Source organism: Mycobacteriales bacterium, from assembly GCA_036497565.1.
Classification (GTDB): Bacteria; Actinomycetota; Actinomycetes; order Mycobacteriales; family QHCD01; genus DASXJE01.
Genome location: DASXJE010000298.1, coordinates 1 through 13,728, shown reverse-complemented (window position 1 = coordinate 13,728; position 13,728 = coordinate 1). Strand labels below are relative to the sequence as shown.

12 protein-coding genes are annotated in these 13,728 nt (G+C 70.4%); 7 read left to right on the top strand and 5 right to left on the bottom strand.

Annotated features, from left to right (window positions below):
* The 4 genes from VGH85_22995 to VGH85_22980 form a co-directional block, all read left to right on the top strand.
* Positions 1 to 1,509, top strand: a 1,509-nt coding sequence (locus VGH85_22995; protein ID HEY2176688.1) for a dihydroxy-acid dehydratase, incomplete at its 5' end; no start/stop codon positions are given.
* A gap of 61 nt (positions 1,510 to 1,570) precedes the next feature.
* On the top strand, positions 1,571 to 2,479 hold the full coding sequence (locus tag VGH85_22990) for a dihydrodipicolinate synthase family protein (GenBank protein HEY2176687.1): 909 nt from the start codon (positions 1,571 to 1,573) through the stop codon (positions 2,477 to 2,479).
* Positions 2,476 to 3,249: an SDR family oxidoreductase gene (locus tag VGH85_22985; protein ID HEY2176686.1), complete on the top strand. Its 774-nt coding sequence runs from the start codon at positions 2,476 to 2,478 to the stop codon at positions 3,247 to 3,249. The genes VGH85_22990 and VGH85_22985 overlap by 4 nt, the downstream gene beginning before the upstream one ends.
* Positions 3,250 to 3,355: 106 nt before the next feature.
* Complete coding sequence (locus VGH85_22980; GenBank protein HEY2176685.1) at positions 3,356 to 4,207, top strand: fumarylacetoacetate hydrolase family protein; 852 nt, start codon at positions 3,356 to 3,358, stop codon at positions 4,205 to 4,207.
* Positions 4,208 to 4,262: 55 nt separating this feature from the next.
* On the opposite strand, the gene VGH85_22975 is transcribed toward VGH85_22980, so the two are convergent.
* The 4 genes from VGH85_22975 to VGH85_22960 all read right to left on the bottom strand — a co-directional run bounded on the left by VGH85_22975 (position 4,263) and on the right by VGH85_22960 (position 8,616).
* The gene (locus VGH85_22975) at positions 4,263 to 5,612 is read right to left on the bottom strand and encodes an MFS transporter (protein ID HEY2176684.1); all 1,350 of its coding nucleotides are present in this window, start codon (positions 5,610 to 5,612) and stop codon (positions 4,263 to 4,265) included.
* Between the two features lie 133 nt (positions 5,613 to 5,745).
* Positions 5,746 to 7,293, bottom strand: coding sequence for an AMP-binding protein (locus VGH85_22970; protein ID HEY2176683.1), 1,548 nt, complete (start codon positions 7,291 to 7,293; stop codon positions 5,746 to 5,748).
* A gap of 52 nt (positions 7,294 to 7,345) precedes the next feature.
* Positions 7,346 to 7,966 carry a TetR/AcrR family transcriptional regulator gene (locus tag VGH85_22965; GenBank protein HEY2176682.1) on the bottom strand — a complete coding sequence of 207 codons (621 nt, stop codon included), beginning with the start codon at positions 7,964 to 7,966 and terminating at the stop codon, positions 7,346 to 7,348.
* Positions 7,963 to 8,616: a TetR/AcrR family transcriptional regulator gene (locus VGH85_22960; protein ID HEY2176681.1), complete on the bottom strand. Its 654-nt coding sequence runs from the start codon at positions 8,614 to 8,616 to the stop codon at positions 7,963 to 7,965. Before VGH85_22960 ends, VGH85_22965 begins: the two co-directional genes overlap by 4 nt.
* A 124-nt stretch (positions 8,617 to 8,740) precedes the next feature.
* Here VGH85_22960 and VGH85_22955 point away from each other — a divergent pair, with 124 nt between their 5' ends.
* Complete coding sequence (locus VGH85_22955; GenBank protein ID HEY2176680.1) at positions 8,741 to 9,919, top strand: cytochrome P450; 1,179 nt, start codon at positions 8,741 to 8,743, stop codon at positions 9,917 to 9,919.
* 66 nt (positions 9,920 to 9,985) lie between these two features.
* The gene (locus tag VGH85_22950; protein ID HEY2176679.1) at positions 9,986 to 11,911 is read left to right on the top strand and encodes an FAD-dependent oxidoreductase; all 1,926 of its coding nucleotides are present in this window, start codon (positions 9,986 to 9,988) and stop codon (positions 11,909 to 11,911) included.
* Positions 11,912 to 11,935: 24 nt separating this feature from the next.
* Here VGH85_22950 and VGH85_22945 read toward each other — a convergent pair whose 3' ends face one another.
* The gene (locus VGH85_22945) at positions 11,936 to 12,829 is read right to left on the bottom strand and encodes an acyl-CoA thioesterase domain-containing protein (GenBank protein ID HEY2176678.1); all 894 of its coding nucleotides are present in this window, start codon (positions 12,827 to 12,829) and stop codon (positions 11,936 to 11,938) included.
* A 153-nt stretch (positions 12,830 to 12,982) separates the two neighbouring features.
* Here VGH85_22945 and VGH85_22940 point away from each other — a divergent pair.
* Positions 12,983 to 13,728, top strand: a 746-nt coding sequence (locus VGH85_22940; protein ID HEY2176677.1) for an alpha/beta hydrolase family protein, incomplete at its 3' end; no start/stop codon positions are given.

The following is a 13,728-nucleotide window of genomic DNA, read 5'->3' as shown; positions in this document are numbered from 1 at the left end:
CTGCAGGCGGGCGGGCTGCCGTTCGTCTTCCCGACCGCGAGCCTCGGCGAGTCGTTCATGTCGCCGACGACCATGCTCTACCGCAACATGCTCGCGCTGGAGACCGAGGAGCTCGTGCGGGCCCAGCCGATGGACGCGGTGGTGATGCTCGGCGGGTGCGACAAGACGGTGCCCGCCCAACTGATGGCGGCCGCCGTCAGCGACGTTCCCGTCGTGCTCGACGTCGTCGGTGCCATGACGACCGGTTCGTGGCGCGGAGAGCGGCTGGGCGCCTGCACCGACTGCCGGCGCTACTGGGCGCGCTACCGCTCCGGTGAGCTTGACCAGACCGAGATCGGCGAGCTGGAGGGCTCGCTCGCCACCACTGCCGGCACCTGCATGGTGATGGGGACAGCCTCCACGATGGCCTCCCTCACCGAGGCGCTTGGCATGATGCTCCCCGGCGGCGCGACCCCGACCTCGCCGTCCGGCGCCCGGCTGCGGCACGCGACGCAGACCGGGAGGCGGGCCGTCGAACTGGCCCGCGACCCCGTCGTGCCCCGCGAGATCCTGACGCCCGCGGGGTTCGAGAACGCGCTGCACGTGTTGGCGGCCCTGGGTGGCTCGACGAACGCAATCGTGCACCTGCTCGCGGTGGCCCGCCGGGTCGGCGTCGCATTCAGCCTCGACGACGTCGACCGGGTGGCGCGCCAGACGCCCCTGCTCGTCGACCTGAAACCGTCCGGCACGCGCTACATGGAGGACTTCCATAACGCTGGGGGAGTCCCGGTGTTGCTTCGTGCCTTGCAGGACCGCCTGGACCTCACCCACGTCGGGGTGAGCGGGCGGCCGTTGCGGGACCTGGTGGGCAGCACTGACCCGCCCGCGGCGTGGCAGGACGTGATCGGCACGCTCGACAGTCCGGTCGGCGACGTTGGTGCGCTAGCGGTGCTGCGCGGGTCACTGGCCCCCGACGGAGCGGTACTCAAGGTGGCCGCGGCCTCGCCGCAGCTGTTGCAGCACACCGGCCCGGCGGTCGTCTTTGACTCGCCCGAGGACGCAGCGGCCCGGCTCGACGATCCGACGCTCGACATCACCGCCGGCCACGTGCTGGTGCTTCGCAACGCCGGCCCGGTCGCGTGCGGCATGCCCGAGGCGGGCTCGCTGCCGATCCCGCGGCGGCTGGCGGCAGCCGGCGTCAAGGACATGGTGCGGGTTTCGGACGCACGGATGAGCGGCACGTCCTACGGCACCGTTGTATTGCACTGCGCCCCCGAGGCCGCCGTCGGAGGTCCGCTGGCGCTGGTCCGCGACGGCGACCTTGTCTGTCTGGATGTCGCGGGCCGGCGCATCGACCTGCTGGTCGACGAGGACGAGCTGGCCCGCCGCCGCGGGTCTGTCGGCAGGGCAAGCCTGCCGGCGCGTGGCTGGGCCCGGCTCTACGCCGAGACAGTGCTGCAGGCGAACCTGGGCGCGGACCTGGCCTTCCTGACCGCCGCCGGCCCCGACGACCCGGGGGCGGCCGGATGACCGGTTCGTTCGGACTGGACGGAATGGTGCCCTCGCACCGACTCGACGGAGGAGACCCCCAATGATGGTTCTGCGCCCGGGCGTGTGGGGCGTCCTGCCCACGCCGTTCCACAGCGACTCGCTCGCGGTCGACACCCGCTCTCTCGAGACTCTGGTGGCTGGCTACCGCCGGTTGGCTGTCAACGGAGACGTCGCCGGGCTGGTGGCGCTCGGCGTGTTTGGCGAGGCCGCCCGGCTCAGCGCCGACGAACGCGTGCACGTGCTGCGCACCGTGGCCGCCGCGGCGGCTGGTCTGGAGATCGTCGCCGGCATCGCTTTCGCGGACCCGGCGGCTGCCCGCGACGAGGCCGCGCGCCTCGCCGCGGCGGTGCCTGGCCTTCGCGCGGTGATGGTGCAGGTCAGCTCGGCCGACCCGGAGGCACTCGTCACCGATCTCACCGCCGTGTACCAGGCGTGCGGCCTGCCGATCGTGGTGCAGGACTACCCGCTCAGTAGCGGCGTCCGGATAGACGTTGACTCGCTGGCCAGTGCGGTCAACGCCCTGCCCTGCGTCACGGCCGTCAAGTGCGAGAGCCCGCCGACGTCGGTGGCGATCGCCAGGCTCGCGCCGCTGGTACGCGGTGTGCCGCTGTTCGGCGGTCTCGGGGGCGTCGGGCTGCTGGACGAGCTCTGCGCCGGCGCTTCGGGCGCCATGACCGGCTTCTCCTACCCAGAGGCCCTGGTCGCGGTCGTCGCCGCCTGGCGTGCCAACGGGTTCGCCGGTGCGCGCGATGCGATCGCCCCGTGGCTGCCGCTGATGAACTTCGAAGGCCAGCTCGAGGTGGGTCTCGGGCTGCGCAAGGAGCACCTGCGCAGGCGGGGCTTGATTGCCTCAGCCTCGGTCCGGGCCCCGGGTGTCGCCGCGCCGGAAGAGCTGCGTGAGTGCATTGCCAGGCAGCTGGCCACTGTGCCGGTCGAGGTGCGCTCGTGAGCGCGGGATCGGGGCGCCGCGTCGCGCTTGTGGCCGGGGGGACGAGCGGCTTGGGCCTGGCCATCGGGCGGGGGCTGGCCGAGGCCGGGTTCGCGGTGGCACTCGGCGGTCGACGCGTCGAGCTGGCTCGGCGGGAGGCCGAGGCGCTGCCCGAGGCCGTGGGAGTGGAGCTCGACATCGTCGATTCCGGCAGTGTCGCCGCGGCCGTCGCCACGGCACGCGAGAGTCTCGGCCCGATCGATGTCGTGGTGCTCAACGGCGGTGGCCCGCCCCCGAGCGCGGCGACCGATCTAGACCTCGACGCCGCGCGCGCGGCGGCCGAACTACTCCTGCACGGCCCGATCGGGGTGCTGAACCACTGCCTGCCTTCGATGCGCGAGCGGAGCTGGGGACGGGTGGTCGCCGTCGGGTCGAGCGCAGTCCAGCAGCCGATCCCGGGACTTGCGACGTCGAGCATGTATCGGACCGCTCTGGCCAGCTACCTCAAGCTGCTGGCCGAGGAGTGCGCACCTCACGGCGTCACCGTCAACATGGTGCTCCCCGGACGCATCTCCACCGACCGCACCGCGCAGCTCGACGCTGGGGCGGCCCAGAGGACCGGTCGCAGCGTCATGGAGGTTCGCGCCGCGTCACAGGCGACCATCCCGATGAGGCGTTACGGAACGGCCGCGGAGTTCGCCGCGATGGGGGTGTTCCTCTGTTCGGACCAGGCTCGGTACGTGACCGGCGAGCAGATCCGAGTGGACGGCGGCCTGGTGCGGGCCCTGTGAGCCGCGGGCAAGGGTCAGCGGTCGGCCGGCGTAGACAGCGGCGGCTGGCCGGGGAGTGGTTTGAACACGTTGTCGTGCTGGCCAGGCAGAACACGAGGAGAACATCATGCAACTAGGCAGCGTACGGAGCGCCGACGGTCGCGTCCGCGCCGTCGCCAATGTCGACGGTCTCGGCTTCGTCCCGACCAGCGACCTCGGCTGCGCCGACGACTTGTTTGGCCACCTGCTTCGCGACGATCTCCACCAGCTGCGGGCCGCGGTAGCCGGCCGCGCAGCGGCCCAACCGGTCACCGAGCCGTTCGACGCCCCCTACCGCCATCCCCGCAAGATCTTGGGCATCGGCCTCAACTATCGCGCGCACGCCGCCGACCTCGGCGCGCAGGCGCCCCGTAGCAGCCCGGCATCTTTCCTCAAGGGCGACCACACGATCATTGGGCCGGAGGAGGGAATTCGCGTCCCCCCGGGCATCGGCCGGGTCACCGCCGAGGCCGAGCTCGCCCTTGTCATCGGCAAGACCTGCTACCAGGTCGGCGTGGAGGAGGCCTGGGACTACGTCGCAGCGGTCACAGCCGTGCTGGACCAGACCGCGGAGGAGGTCCTGCTGGAGAACCCGCGGTACCTCACCAGGACGAAGAACTATCCGACGTTCTTCTCGTTCGGTCCCTACCTGATGACGGTCGACGAGGCGCGCGATCGCATTGGTGACCTCGACGGACTCGTCGTCAAGACCGTGCACAATGGGGTCGTCCACCGAGAGGCGCCGGTACGGGACATGATCTTCTCGCCGGCCGAGCTGCTGAGCTTCCACAGCCACGTGATGCCGCTCTATCCCGGCGACATACTTTCGACCGGGACGCCGGGCGCGATCGCCATCGCGCCCGGCGACGAGGTGAGCTGCGAACTCGTCGGTCTCATGAAGCTCACCAATCCCGTGGTCGGAGAGGTCGCAGGAAAGTGACCATCGGTGCCCTCACTGCGCCGACCTTCGGATCGGGTGTGCGCGGCGACGCGCATCAACGCCGTGCGAGTGGGGGCAGCGGTTCCGCCTTGCCGACGATGAACGCGTAGGTGAGCGCACCGACCACGGCCACGATCGCGGCCAGCAGGAAGGCCGGCAGGTACGAGCCGTGGTAAATGTCGAGCAGCAGACCGAACACGAACGGGCTGATGATCCCGGCGATGTTCGATGCGAAGTTTTGGATACCGCCGATCGAGGCGACGTGCCGCGAGCTCGGCGCGATGTCGCCAGGCAGCGACCAGATTCCGGTCGCGGCGATCGCCAGACTGGCGTACGACACCGCGAGGAACAGCAGCGCCACGTACACCGACGGAGCCGGCGCGGCGAACACGATCGCGGCTCCGCCGAGTAGGCCGCCGACCATCACGGTCTTGCGGACCTTCGTGACGTTCGCGCCCCGCTTGATCAACCGGTCGGCGACGAGTCCCGCGACCCAGCCCCCCACGATCGCTGTGATGCCAGGCAGCGTCCCGAGTGTGCCCAGCTGCAGGAGATCGAGTCCGCGCGCTTCCTTCAGGTACGTGGGGAACCACGTCAGGAAAAAGTAGATGACGAAGTTCAGGCAGAAGAAGCCGAGCATCATCCCTTGCACCGTGCGGTAGCGGAACAGATCGATCCAGCGGACCTCCGCCGCGTTCTCGTCGTCGGTCTCGTCGAGCCTGCCGCCGCCCACGACGATGTACTCGCGCTCGGCGTCGTTGGCGTGCTTGTGCTGCATCGGGTCGCGGTAGTACCAGTACCAGACGGCGGCAAGGCCGAGCCCGGCGACGCCGAGCACGATGAACGAGAAGTGCCAGCTGACCAGCGCGATCAGAGACGTGACGACCGGTAGGGCCAGCACGGTGCCCACCCGTGAGCCGGAGTCGATCACAGCCGTCGAGAACGCCCGCTCGTGCTGGGGGAACCACCGTGACGACGCCTTGGTCGCGGCGGGGTAGGCCGGCGCCTCTCCAAGACCGAGTGCGAAACGCATGGCGAACAGTGACCCGAACCCGCGCACGAGTGGGGTCAGGGCGGTGACGATCGACCACCACAGGGCGGCGAACGTGAAGGCCCGCCGCGCTCCGACCTTGTCGGTGAACCAACCCGCGGCGAGCATCGCGCCGTCGTACGCCCAGAAGAAGGCGCCGAGGATGAGCCCCTTCTCGGCATTGCTGAGCTGCAGGTGGAGATCTTCGGTGATGAAGGGAAGCGCGACGCTCAGGTTGGCCCTGTCGAGGTAGTTGAGCGACAGGCCAATGAACGCGAGCGTCAGGATGCGGTAGCGGATACGGCTCGCCCCGGCGGGCGCCCTCGCGATGACGGTGCGTTCGAGGGGGCCCGAGGCTCCGGTCGACGACGACACCCTGGCACCGTATCTGGGATGTAGCCGAACCTCTAGCCAGAAATCCGACCTCTGCTACCCCGGTGTTGCCGTGCCTACGACGCGGCACCGTACGGATCATGCTGTCGGTCGTCACGCCGACGCCGCCCGGTCCTCAGTGTGCGACGAGGCTGGCGTAGCTCTCGCGGAGTTGGCCGCGGGCAATCTTGCCGGTGACGTTGCGCGGGAGCGCGTCGACCAGGCGCAGTGCGCGCGGATGTTTGAACCGGGCCAGGCGGCCGTCGAGGTATTCGGTGATCGTGTCCAGGGTGAGGGTTGTGCCTGGCCGGACGGCGACGACCGCCAGGCCGACCTCGCCGAACATCTTGTCCGGGATCGCGATGATGGCGACCTCGGCCACCGCGTCGAGCTCGGCAATCGTCGCCTCGACCTCGAGCGGGTACACGTTCTCCCCGCCGGAGCGGTACACCTCGTGCAGCCGTCCGACGACGTAGTGATGTCCGAGAGCGTCACGCCGCATCACGTCGCCGGTGCGTAGCCAGCCGTCGGTGAAGGTCTGCTCGGGCGGCACACCGAAGTAGCCGCGGGTGACCACGGGGCCGCGCGCCCAGACCTCGCCGGGTTCGTCGACGCCGGCATCCGTGCCGTCGTCGCGGACCAGACGCAGCTGAACGTGCGGCACCGCGTGCCCCGAGGATCCGGCCTCGACGGCCTCCGGATCTGTGCCGTCGAGGGTGCAGACGATCGGCCCGAGCTCCGTCGAGCCGTAGGCCATGGTCAACGCGAAGCGCCGTTCACGCCAGGCGGAGTGGATGTTGCGGAAGGTCGGGCCCCAACCGCCGAACAACGCGCACCGCAGCGTGCTGAACTCCGCGGCGGCGAACTCGGGCAGTGCGGTGATGTACTCGTAGATCTGCAGCACGCCGCAGAAGTGCGTGATCGCACGGGCCGGGTCGGTGAGCAGCGCCAACGTGACCGCCGGGTCGAAGCGGCGCGTCGTGGTGACGTGACCGCCCCAGAACAGGGCGGGATTGGTGAACACGTTGAGGCCACCGGCGTGGAACCACGGTACGACGTTGAGGTGGTGCACGTTCCGTTCGGCCATCCGGCAGGCGTGGGCGAGGTTGATCGCGTGCCAGGTGAGCTGGTCGCGGTCGACCATGACGCCCTTGGGGCGGCCGGTGGTGCCGGAGGTGTACATGATCTGGACGAGGTCGGCGGGGTCGCCGGGTCGACCGGGCACGCCGTCGGGGCCGGACACCGCTGCCTCGTAGTCGTCGCACGAGCAGGCCGCGCCCCATGCCATCCGGTGTCGGACGGCTGCCGTGTCGGCGAGCCGCTGCCCGAGCTCCGTCCATGTCGAGTCGTGCACCAACAGTCGGGGCGACGCGTCGGCGACGATCGCGTCGAGCTCGGCGCGGGCCGCCCGCCAGTTCAGCGGCACCATCGCCAGTCCGGCACGCATGCACGCGAACTGGACCTCGACCAGCCGCGTGTCGTTCTCCGCGATCAGTACGACGCGATCGCCAGGGCGTAGCCGGTAGTGCTCGGTGAGCCGATGGGTGAGCGAGGCCACCCGGCGCTCCAGCTCGCCCCAGGTGAAGACTTCGCCGCTCTCGTGTCCGGTCAGTGCGGGTGCGTCGGGTGTGCGGAGCGCGTTGGACGCGACCCAGTCCCGTGCTCGAGCATCAATCCGTGCCACCGGCCGAGCATGGCAGCAATGTGGTTAAGAAGCAACGTATCCTTGAGGCGGGCTACGTGGTGAAACCGCGGGCCACCAGCGTCGCCATGACATCCACGATGCGCGCGTCGTCGGGTACTCCGGTCTCGGCGGGCAGGAACCAGGAGTCGAGCGCGCCGACCAGTAGCACCGTGCCGAAGGTCGCCCGGAGCGCGATGGATGACTCGGACGGTGGGAACGGCCCCCGCCGTGCGTACCCCTCGGCCACCGAGGACAGCTGATCGAGCGTGGGGGCGAGCCGCTCACCCATCTGGCGCATCAGGTCGTCGCCCTCGCTGGACCGCATGGCGGAGAGCATCGCCCGCACCACCGTGCGACGTTCCCGGATCACCCGGTAGAGCTCGGCGACGAACTCCCGGATCACCGCCTCCCGGCTGTGGCCGGGCAGCTCCGGCTCGGCCCAGGTTGCGCTGAACTCGGTGAGGAACGCGGCGAATGGCTCGATCACCGCTTCCACCAGCAGGTTTCCCTTGCTTCCGAAATGGCGGAACAGCACTGAGGGGGACGCGTCGGCGCGACGCGCTATCTGGCGGTAGGTGGTGGCGTCGTAACCCTGCTCGGCGAACAACTCGGCACCGGCGGTGAGCAACGCCCGGCGCAGTTCGGCGGGCCGGCGGCGGGTGCCGGCCGTCATCGCGGGCCACCGTCGGGCCGGCCTGCCCGGCCGTGAGCGGTGAGGCCGGTCAATGCGCTGATCAGGTCCTCCCGCGCGGGCGGGCCGGCCGGGCCGGGGAAGAGCACATCGTCCAGGGCGGTCACCGCGACCATCATCGCGATCACTGTCCTGGCGGTCAGCTCGGGTTCGAACGGCGCGGCTCCCCGCTCCGACTCGACGCCGGGGGTGACGTCGGCCAACCCGGCGAACACCTCCCGCAGTCGCGACCTGGCCCCCACGAGGATCGGGTCCTCGTCGCCGGCGGCCTCCGCCGCGAGCACCGTGCGCATGATGCTCCGGTTCCGGGACAGGCCGTCGTGCAGTTCGGTGAGGAAGGCGCGGTTCGACGCGGTCGAGTCCGCCGGCCCGCCGCGCCAGATCCGCGCCATCTCGGCGAGCGACGCGGCGAACGGCCCGACCACCGCGTCGACGAGAAGATCGTTCTTGGTGCCGAAGTGCCGCAGCAGCACCGAGTCCGACACGCGGGCCTCGGCCGCGATCTCGCGGTAGGTGACACCCGCTACGCCACGCTCACGAGCCAACCGTGCCGCCGCCTCGAGCAGATCCTGCCTGACCCGCGCGCTGGAGCGGTTCGTGCGTCGCGCGCCGTCACCGTCCCGGGAAGTCACCGCGCAATGCTAACGTTCACCCATCGGGAAGAAGCATCGGTTCCTTGACAGTCCGGGTTTCGTCCGTCATCGTCGTCGGAGGCCGACATGGAGGTCGGCGAAGCATTCCGGGAGCGAGCACCTGATGGCCGAAAGACCCCGTACCGCGTTCGACCCGCACGACCCGGCTCTGGCGCCCGTGCAGCACGAGGTGCTCACCGGGCTGCTCGAACACTGCCCGGTTTCGTGGAGCGAACGGCACGGCGGATTCTGGTCGCTGACCAAGTTCGACGACGTGGTCGCGGCGGCCCGCCAACACGAGACGTTCACCGTCGAGCAGGGGGTGATCGTGCCGGCCCTGGGCGCGACCACGCCGATTCCACCCGCCCAGGTGGATCCACCGGAGCACGGCAAGTACCGCAAGATCCTGCTGCCGTTCTTCAACGCGAAGGCCGTACTGGAGTACGAGGATCTGATCCGGGGAATCGTGCGCGAGGCCATTGCGGAGTTCGCCTCGCGCGGAACGGCCGAGTTGGCCCAGGAGTTGGCGCACCCCGTCCCGACGGTGGCGATCGCGGCCATCCTGGGACTCGACCGCGGCCAGTGGCGAGAGATTCGGGACCTCGTCGACGACTACCTGCTCGCCGCGACCAAGGGCAGCGAGGACCGGCGGAAGGCGGCCGGGGCGTTCGAGCGGTTCGTGCGGTCCGCCGTCGAGGCTCGCCGCGGCAGGCCCGCCACCGACCGGCTCGGCGTCATCGTCAACAGCGAGATCGACGGTGCGCCCATTCCGGACCACATGGTGGTCGGCATGGTGCACGTGCTGGTCACCGCCGGGCACGAGACCACGATCAACGGCATCGCGAACGTGCTCTGCCATCTCCTGACCGTCCCGGGGCTGAAGGACCGAGTGCTCGCGGACTCCTCGCTGCTGCCGGCGGTGATCGCCGAGTCGCTGCGCCTCGAGTCGCCGGTGATGTGCATGGCTCGGACCGTCGTCTCGGACGTCCAGGTCCGCGGCGTCGAGTTGAGCGCCGAGGACAAGGTGCTCCTGCTCTACGGTGCGGCGAACCTCGACCCGGAGAGGTTCGAGGCGCCCACGCGGTTCCGACTGGGGCGCGAGCGGTCGCACATCGCGTTCGGTTCCGGCCCGCACCGCTGTGTCGGCGAGCACCTGGCGATGGTCGAGATGCGGGTGACGGTGCAGGAGGTCCTGAACACGATCCCCGACGTCAGGATCCCGGTCGGCGAGGCTCCGGTCTGGGGATCCGGCGCCGTGCGCCGCGGCGTGCGCGTACTGCCCGTCGAGTTCACGCCGGTTTAGCCGCGCCCCCAACCACTGCCGATCCGACGCCACACCACCACGCGAGCAGGTCGAGGTGATCACCCGGTGTTTCCCACATTGATGTCGCCGTTGCGGATCCGGAACTTCGAGGTGCGCAACCGCGTAGTGATCACCTCGCACGGCACCAGCGAGGCCTTCCGGAACCCGAGCGTGCCGGCGGACGGCTACATCGAGTACCTGCGGCGCCGCGCGGCCGGCGGGGCCGGTCTGATCATCGCGCAGCCGCAGTACCCGAACCCGTTCGGGCCGGTCGCGCCGAGCACCGTCGACCGGCACCGAAAACTGGCGGAGGCGGTCAAGGCCGAGGGAGCCGTGCTGCTGATCCAGCTCGCGCACCTCGGCGCGACCTTCCGATCGGACTCCGACGTGCGCAGGCCCCCGCTCTGGGGCTTCGACAGTGTGCAGACGGCGGACGGTGAGACAGCGCACCGGATGACCGACGCCGAGATCGAGCGCATGATCGAGGGCTACCGGGACATCACCCGGATGGCCGTCGACGCGGGTTTCGACGGTGTCGAGTTGCACGGGGCGCACGGCTACCTGGTGCAGCAGTCGCTGTCACCCTGGGGCAACCAGCGCGGGGACCGGTGGGGGCAGGATCGGACGTTGTTCGCCCGCCGGGTGATCGAGGCGGTGCGCCCGCTGCTCGGGCCCGAGCGGATCCTCGCCTACCGCACCGCGACCGACGACCTGAAGTCGCCTGAGGACGGTGGTCTCGGTCCGGCGGGGTTGGTCGAGACCGTGCGGGCGGTGCTGGGTACCGGCGAGGTGGATCTGCTCAACACGACGGTCGGGTTCGGCGGTCCGAGCTACAACGTCGCGATTCCGTCGTACCGGCACGGGGAAGCACCGAACATTCCGAGACTGCGCGGTATGCGCGCTGCCTTGGGGGAGGCGCTGACCGTTCCGGTGATCGGCACCGGCCGGATCGCCTCCCTCGGAGTCGCCGAGCGGGTACTGGCCGACGGGGACTGTGAACTGGTCGGGATGACCCGGGCGCACATCGCGGACCCGGACATCATCGCCAAGTCCGTTCGCCGCGAAGCGCATCGGGTGCGGCCGTGCACCGGCGCGAACGTCTGCGTCAACAGGAAGCTGGCCGGGTTTCCGGAGATCTCCTGCTTCCACAACCCGGAGGTGCTCCGGGAGCTCGAGCTGGCACCTGGGCTCGCCGCTACGCCGAAGCGGGTGGTGGTCGTGGGTGCCGGTCCGGCCGGGTTGAAGGCGGCCGAGGTCGCCGCCCGGTGCGGGCACGAGGTTCGGCTGTTCGACGCCCGGAGCCGGGCGGGGGGCCGGCTTCGTTTCGTCGAGCACACGGCCGCCTCGGCGCTCGCCGCATCGTTGGACCACCTCGCGTCCGAGCTGGCCGAGTACGGCGTGAAGCCCGAGCTCGGTGTGCGGGTGGACGCGAGGTTGCTCGGCGAGCTGGCGCCCGACCACGTCATCCTCGCGACCGGCTCGCTGCCGCCGGGCCCGGAAGCCGTGCCAGGTGGGGCGACCGGTCATGTCGTGTCGAGCAGCGAGGCCCTCGTCGGCGAGATCGACCACGACGTGCTCGTGTACGACACGGTGGGGGCGAACGAGGCCGCGCTGGTGGCGGAGGCTCTGGGCGCGCGGGGCAGCCGGGTCACCTTCGTGACCCGGTTCGAGACCGTCATGCCGTACGGCGGGTCGCTGCACCGGTTCGAGACGCCCGCCGTCCTGCGCCGCCGCGCCGCGCGGATCATCACCGAGGGCCTGCTCGGTGATCTCGACGGCCGGACCGCGACGATCGTCCGTTCCGACGGCGAGACGATCGCCGAGGTCGAGGCCGGCACCGTGGTAGCCGTGACCAGCCTCGAACCGGACAACGAGCTGGTCGCCGAACTCGAGCGTCTCGGCGTCCCCCATCGTCTGGTGGGCGACGCACTGGCGCACCGCACCGCTGTGCAGGCCTTCAAGGAGGGACAGGAGGCGGCGCTGGCGATCTGACCGGCCGGCACCCAGCAGGCTGTGTCAGCCGCGACGTGCGTCGGCGACCGTCAGACCGATCTCCTGAGCGACGCTGGCCACCAGCAGGCCGTCCCGGTTGTAGAACCGTCCGGTGCTCACGCCACGCGAACCGGCCGCCGCCACCGACTCCTGGGTCATCAACAGCCAGTCGTCGGCACGAAACGGACGGTGGAACCAGATCGTGTGGTCGAGGCTCGATCCGAAGACCCCGCGACCCTGGACCAGGTCGACCCAGGAGATCTCGCTCGGTGAGATCACCACCTCGAACATGACCAGGTCACTGCTGTAGGCCAGCGCGGCGGCCTGAACCAGCGGCTGATCGGGCAGCGTGCCCGGGATCCGCATCCACAGGATGTTGCGCGGCTCGCCGGGGTTCTGGTTCCACGGTTCGCGGCCGCCGTAGCGGACCTCGACCGGCCAGCCCTTCCCGGCATTCGCGGGGGCGGCGTCGCCCAGGTCGCGGAGGATGGCCTCGGCGCGCGGCAGGAAGTCCTCAGGTCCCGCGACCGAGGGCATCGGCTGCTGGTGGTCCATCAGGACGCCGCCCCGGTGGAAGGAGATCATGACCTCCGCCAGTGCGCGCTCGCCCTGGGTGACGGTTACCCGGCGGGTGCTGTAGCTGCTGGAGTCCCGCAGGTTGGTCACGGCGTAGCCGACGGGACTGGACGGGTCGCCGAGCCGCAGGTAGTAGGCGTGCATGGAGTTGACGAGTCGCTCGGCGGGCACGGTCTGCGCCGCCGCGAGCAACGCCTGGGCCAGCAGTTGGCCCCCGTACAGCCGGTCGAAGGCGCCCGGGCTGGGTTGGCTGACGAAACGCCCGTCGCCCCGCGGCTGGACGGCGAGCACCTCGTCGAGAAGGGAGGTCACCGCCGCGGTCATGGCATCGTCTTCCACCACCAGGTGTCCTCCCGCCGGTTGGTGCGCACAGTGCTGTCGCGGATTCGCAGGCAACCATAGAAGAAGCTGTGCATCCTTGCAAAGAAGCATCGGTTCCTTGACTGGCGGTCCGAGTTGCGAGACGGTCTGGGGACGCCGAGAGGGGGTCCGAGGATGGTGCACAGGCCAGCGCCGCGGCCGGCCCGCGGATTCGTGCTCGTGCACGGCGGGGCACATGGTCCGTGGTGCTGGGACAAGCTTGTGCCGTTGCTGAACCACCCGGCCGCCGCGATCGAGCTGCCGGGCCGGACCGCCGCCTCCGACGTGCCGCCTCGACCACTCCGCCTGGCGGACTATTCGACCGCGGTGGTCGACGGCGTGGACGCGGCCGGATTCGACGAGGTCGTGCTCGTCGGCCATTCGCTCGGCGGGCTGACACTGACGGCGGCGGCCGGTCTACTCGGCGAGCGTGTGAAGCACGTCGTCTATGTCGCGGCGATGGTGGCGGGACGGCCCGGTGCCCCGATCGACCTGCTGCCGCAACCGTTGCGCGCTGTTGTGCGCCGACGGCTGGCCCGGCCCGGGGGCGGGTCCGGCGGCCACCTGGAGCTGCCGGCCTGGGTGGTACGCCGGTACTTCTGCAATGGTCTGGACGACGCCGACACCCGTACTGTCCGGGAACTGGTGTGCCCCGAGCCCACAGCGCCGCTGCTCGAGCGGGGCCAGGGACCCACGCTGCCGGCACATCTGCCGAGGACCTACATCGGTTTCCGGAGCGACCGGGCCATCCCGCACTTCATGCAACGCCGGTTCGCCGCACGGATCGGGACGAGCCCGGTCAGGCTGGACGGCGGGCACGACGGGATGATCGGTAATGCCGCCGGGCTGGCCGCGCTACTCAACGGGATCGCCGCGATGGC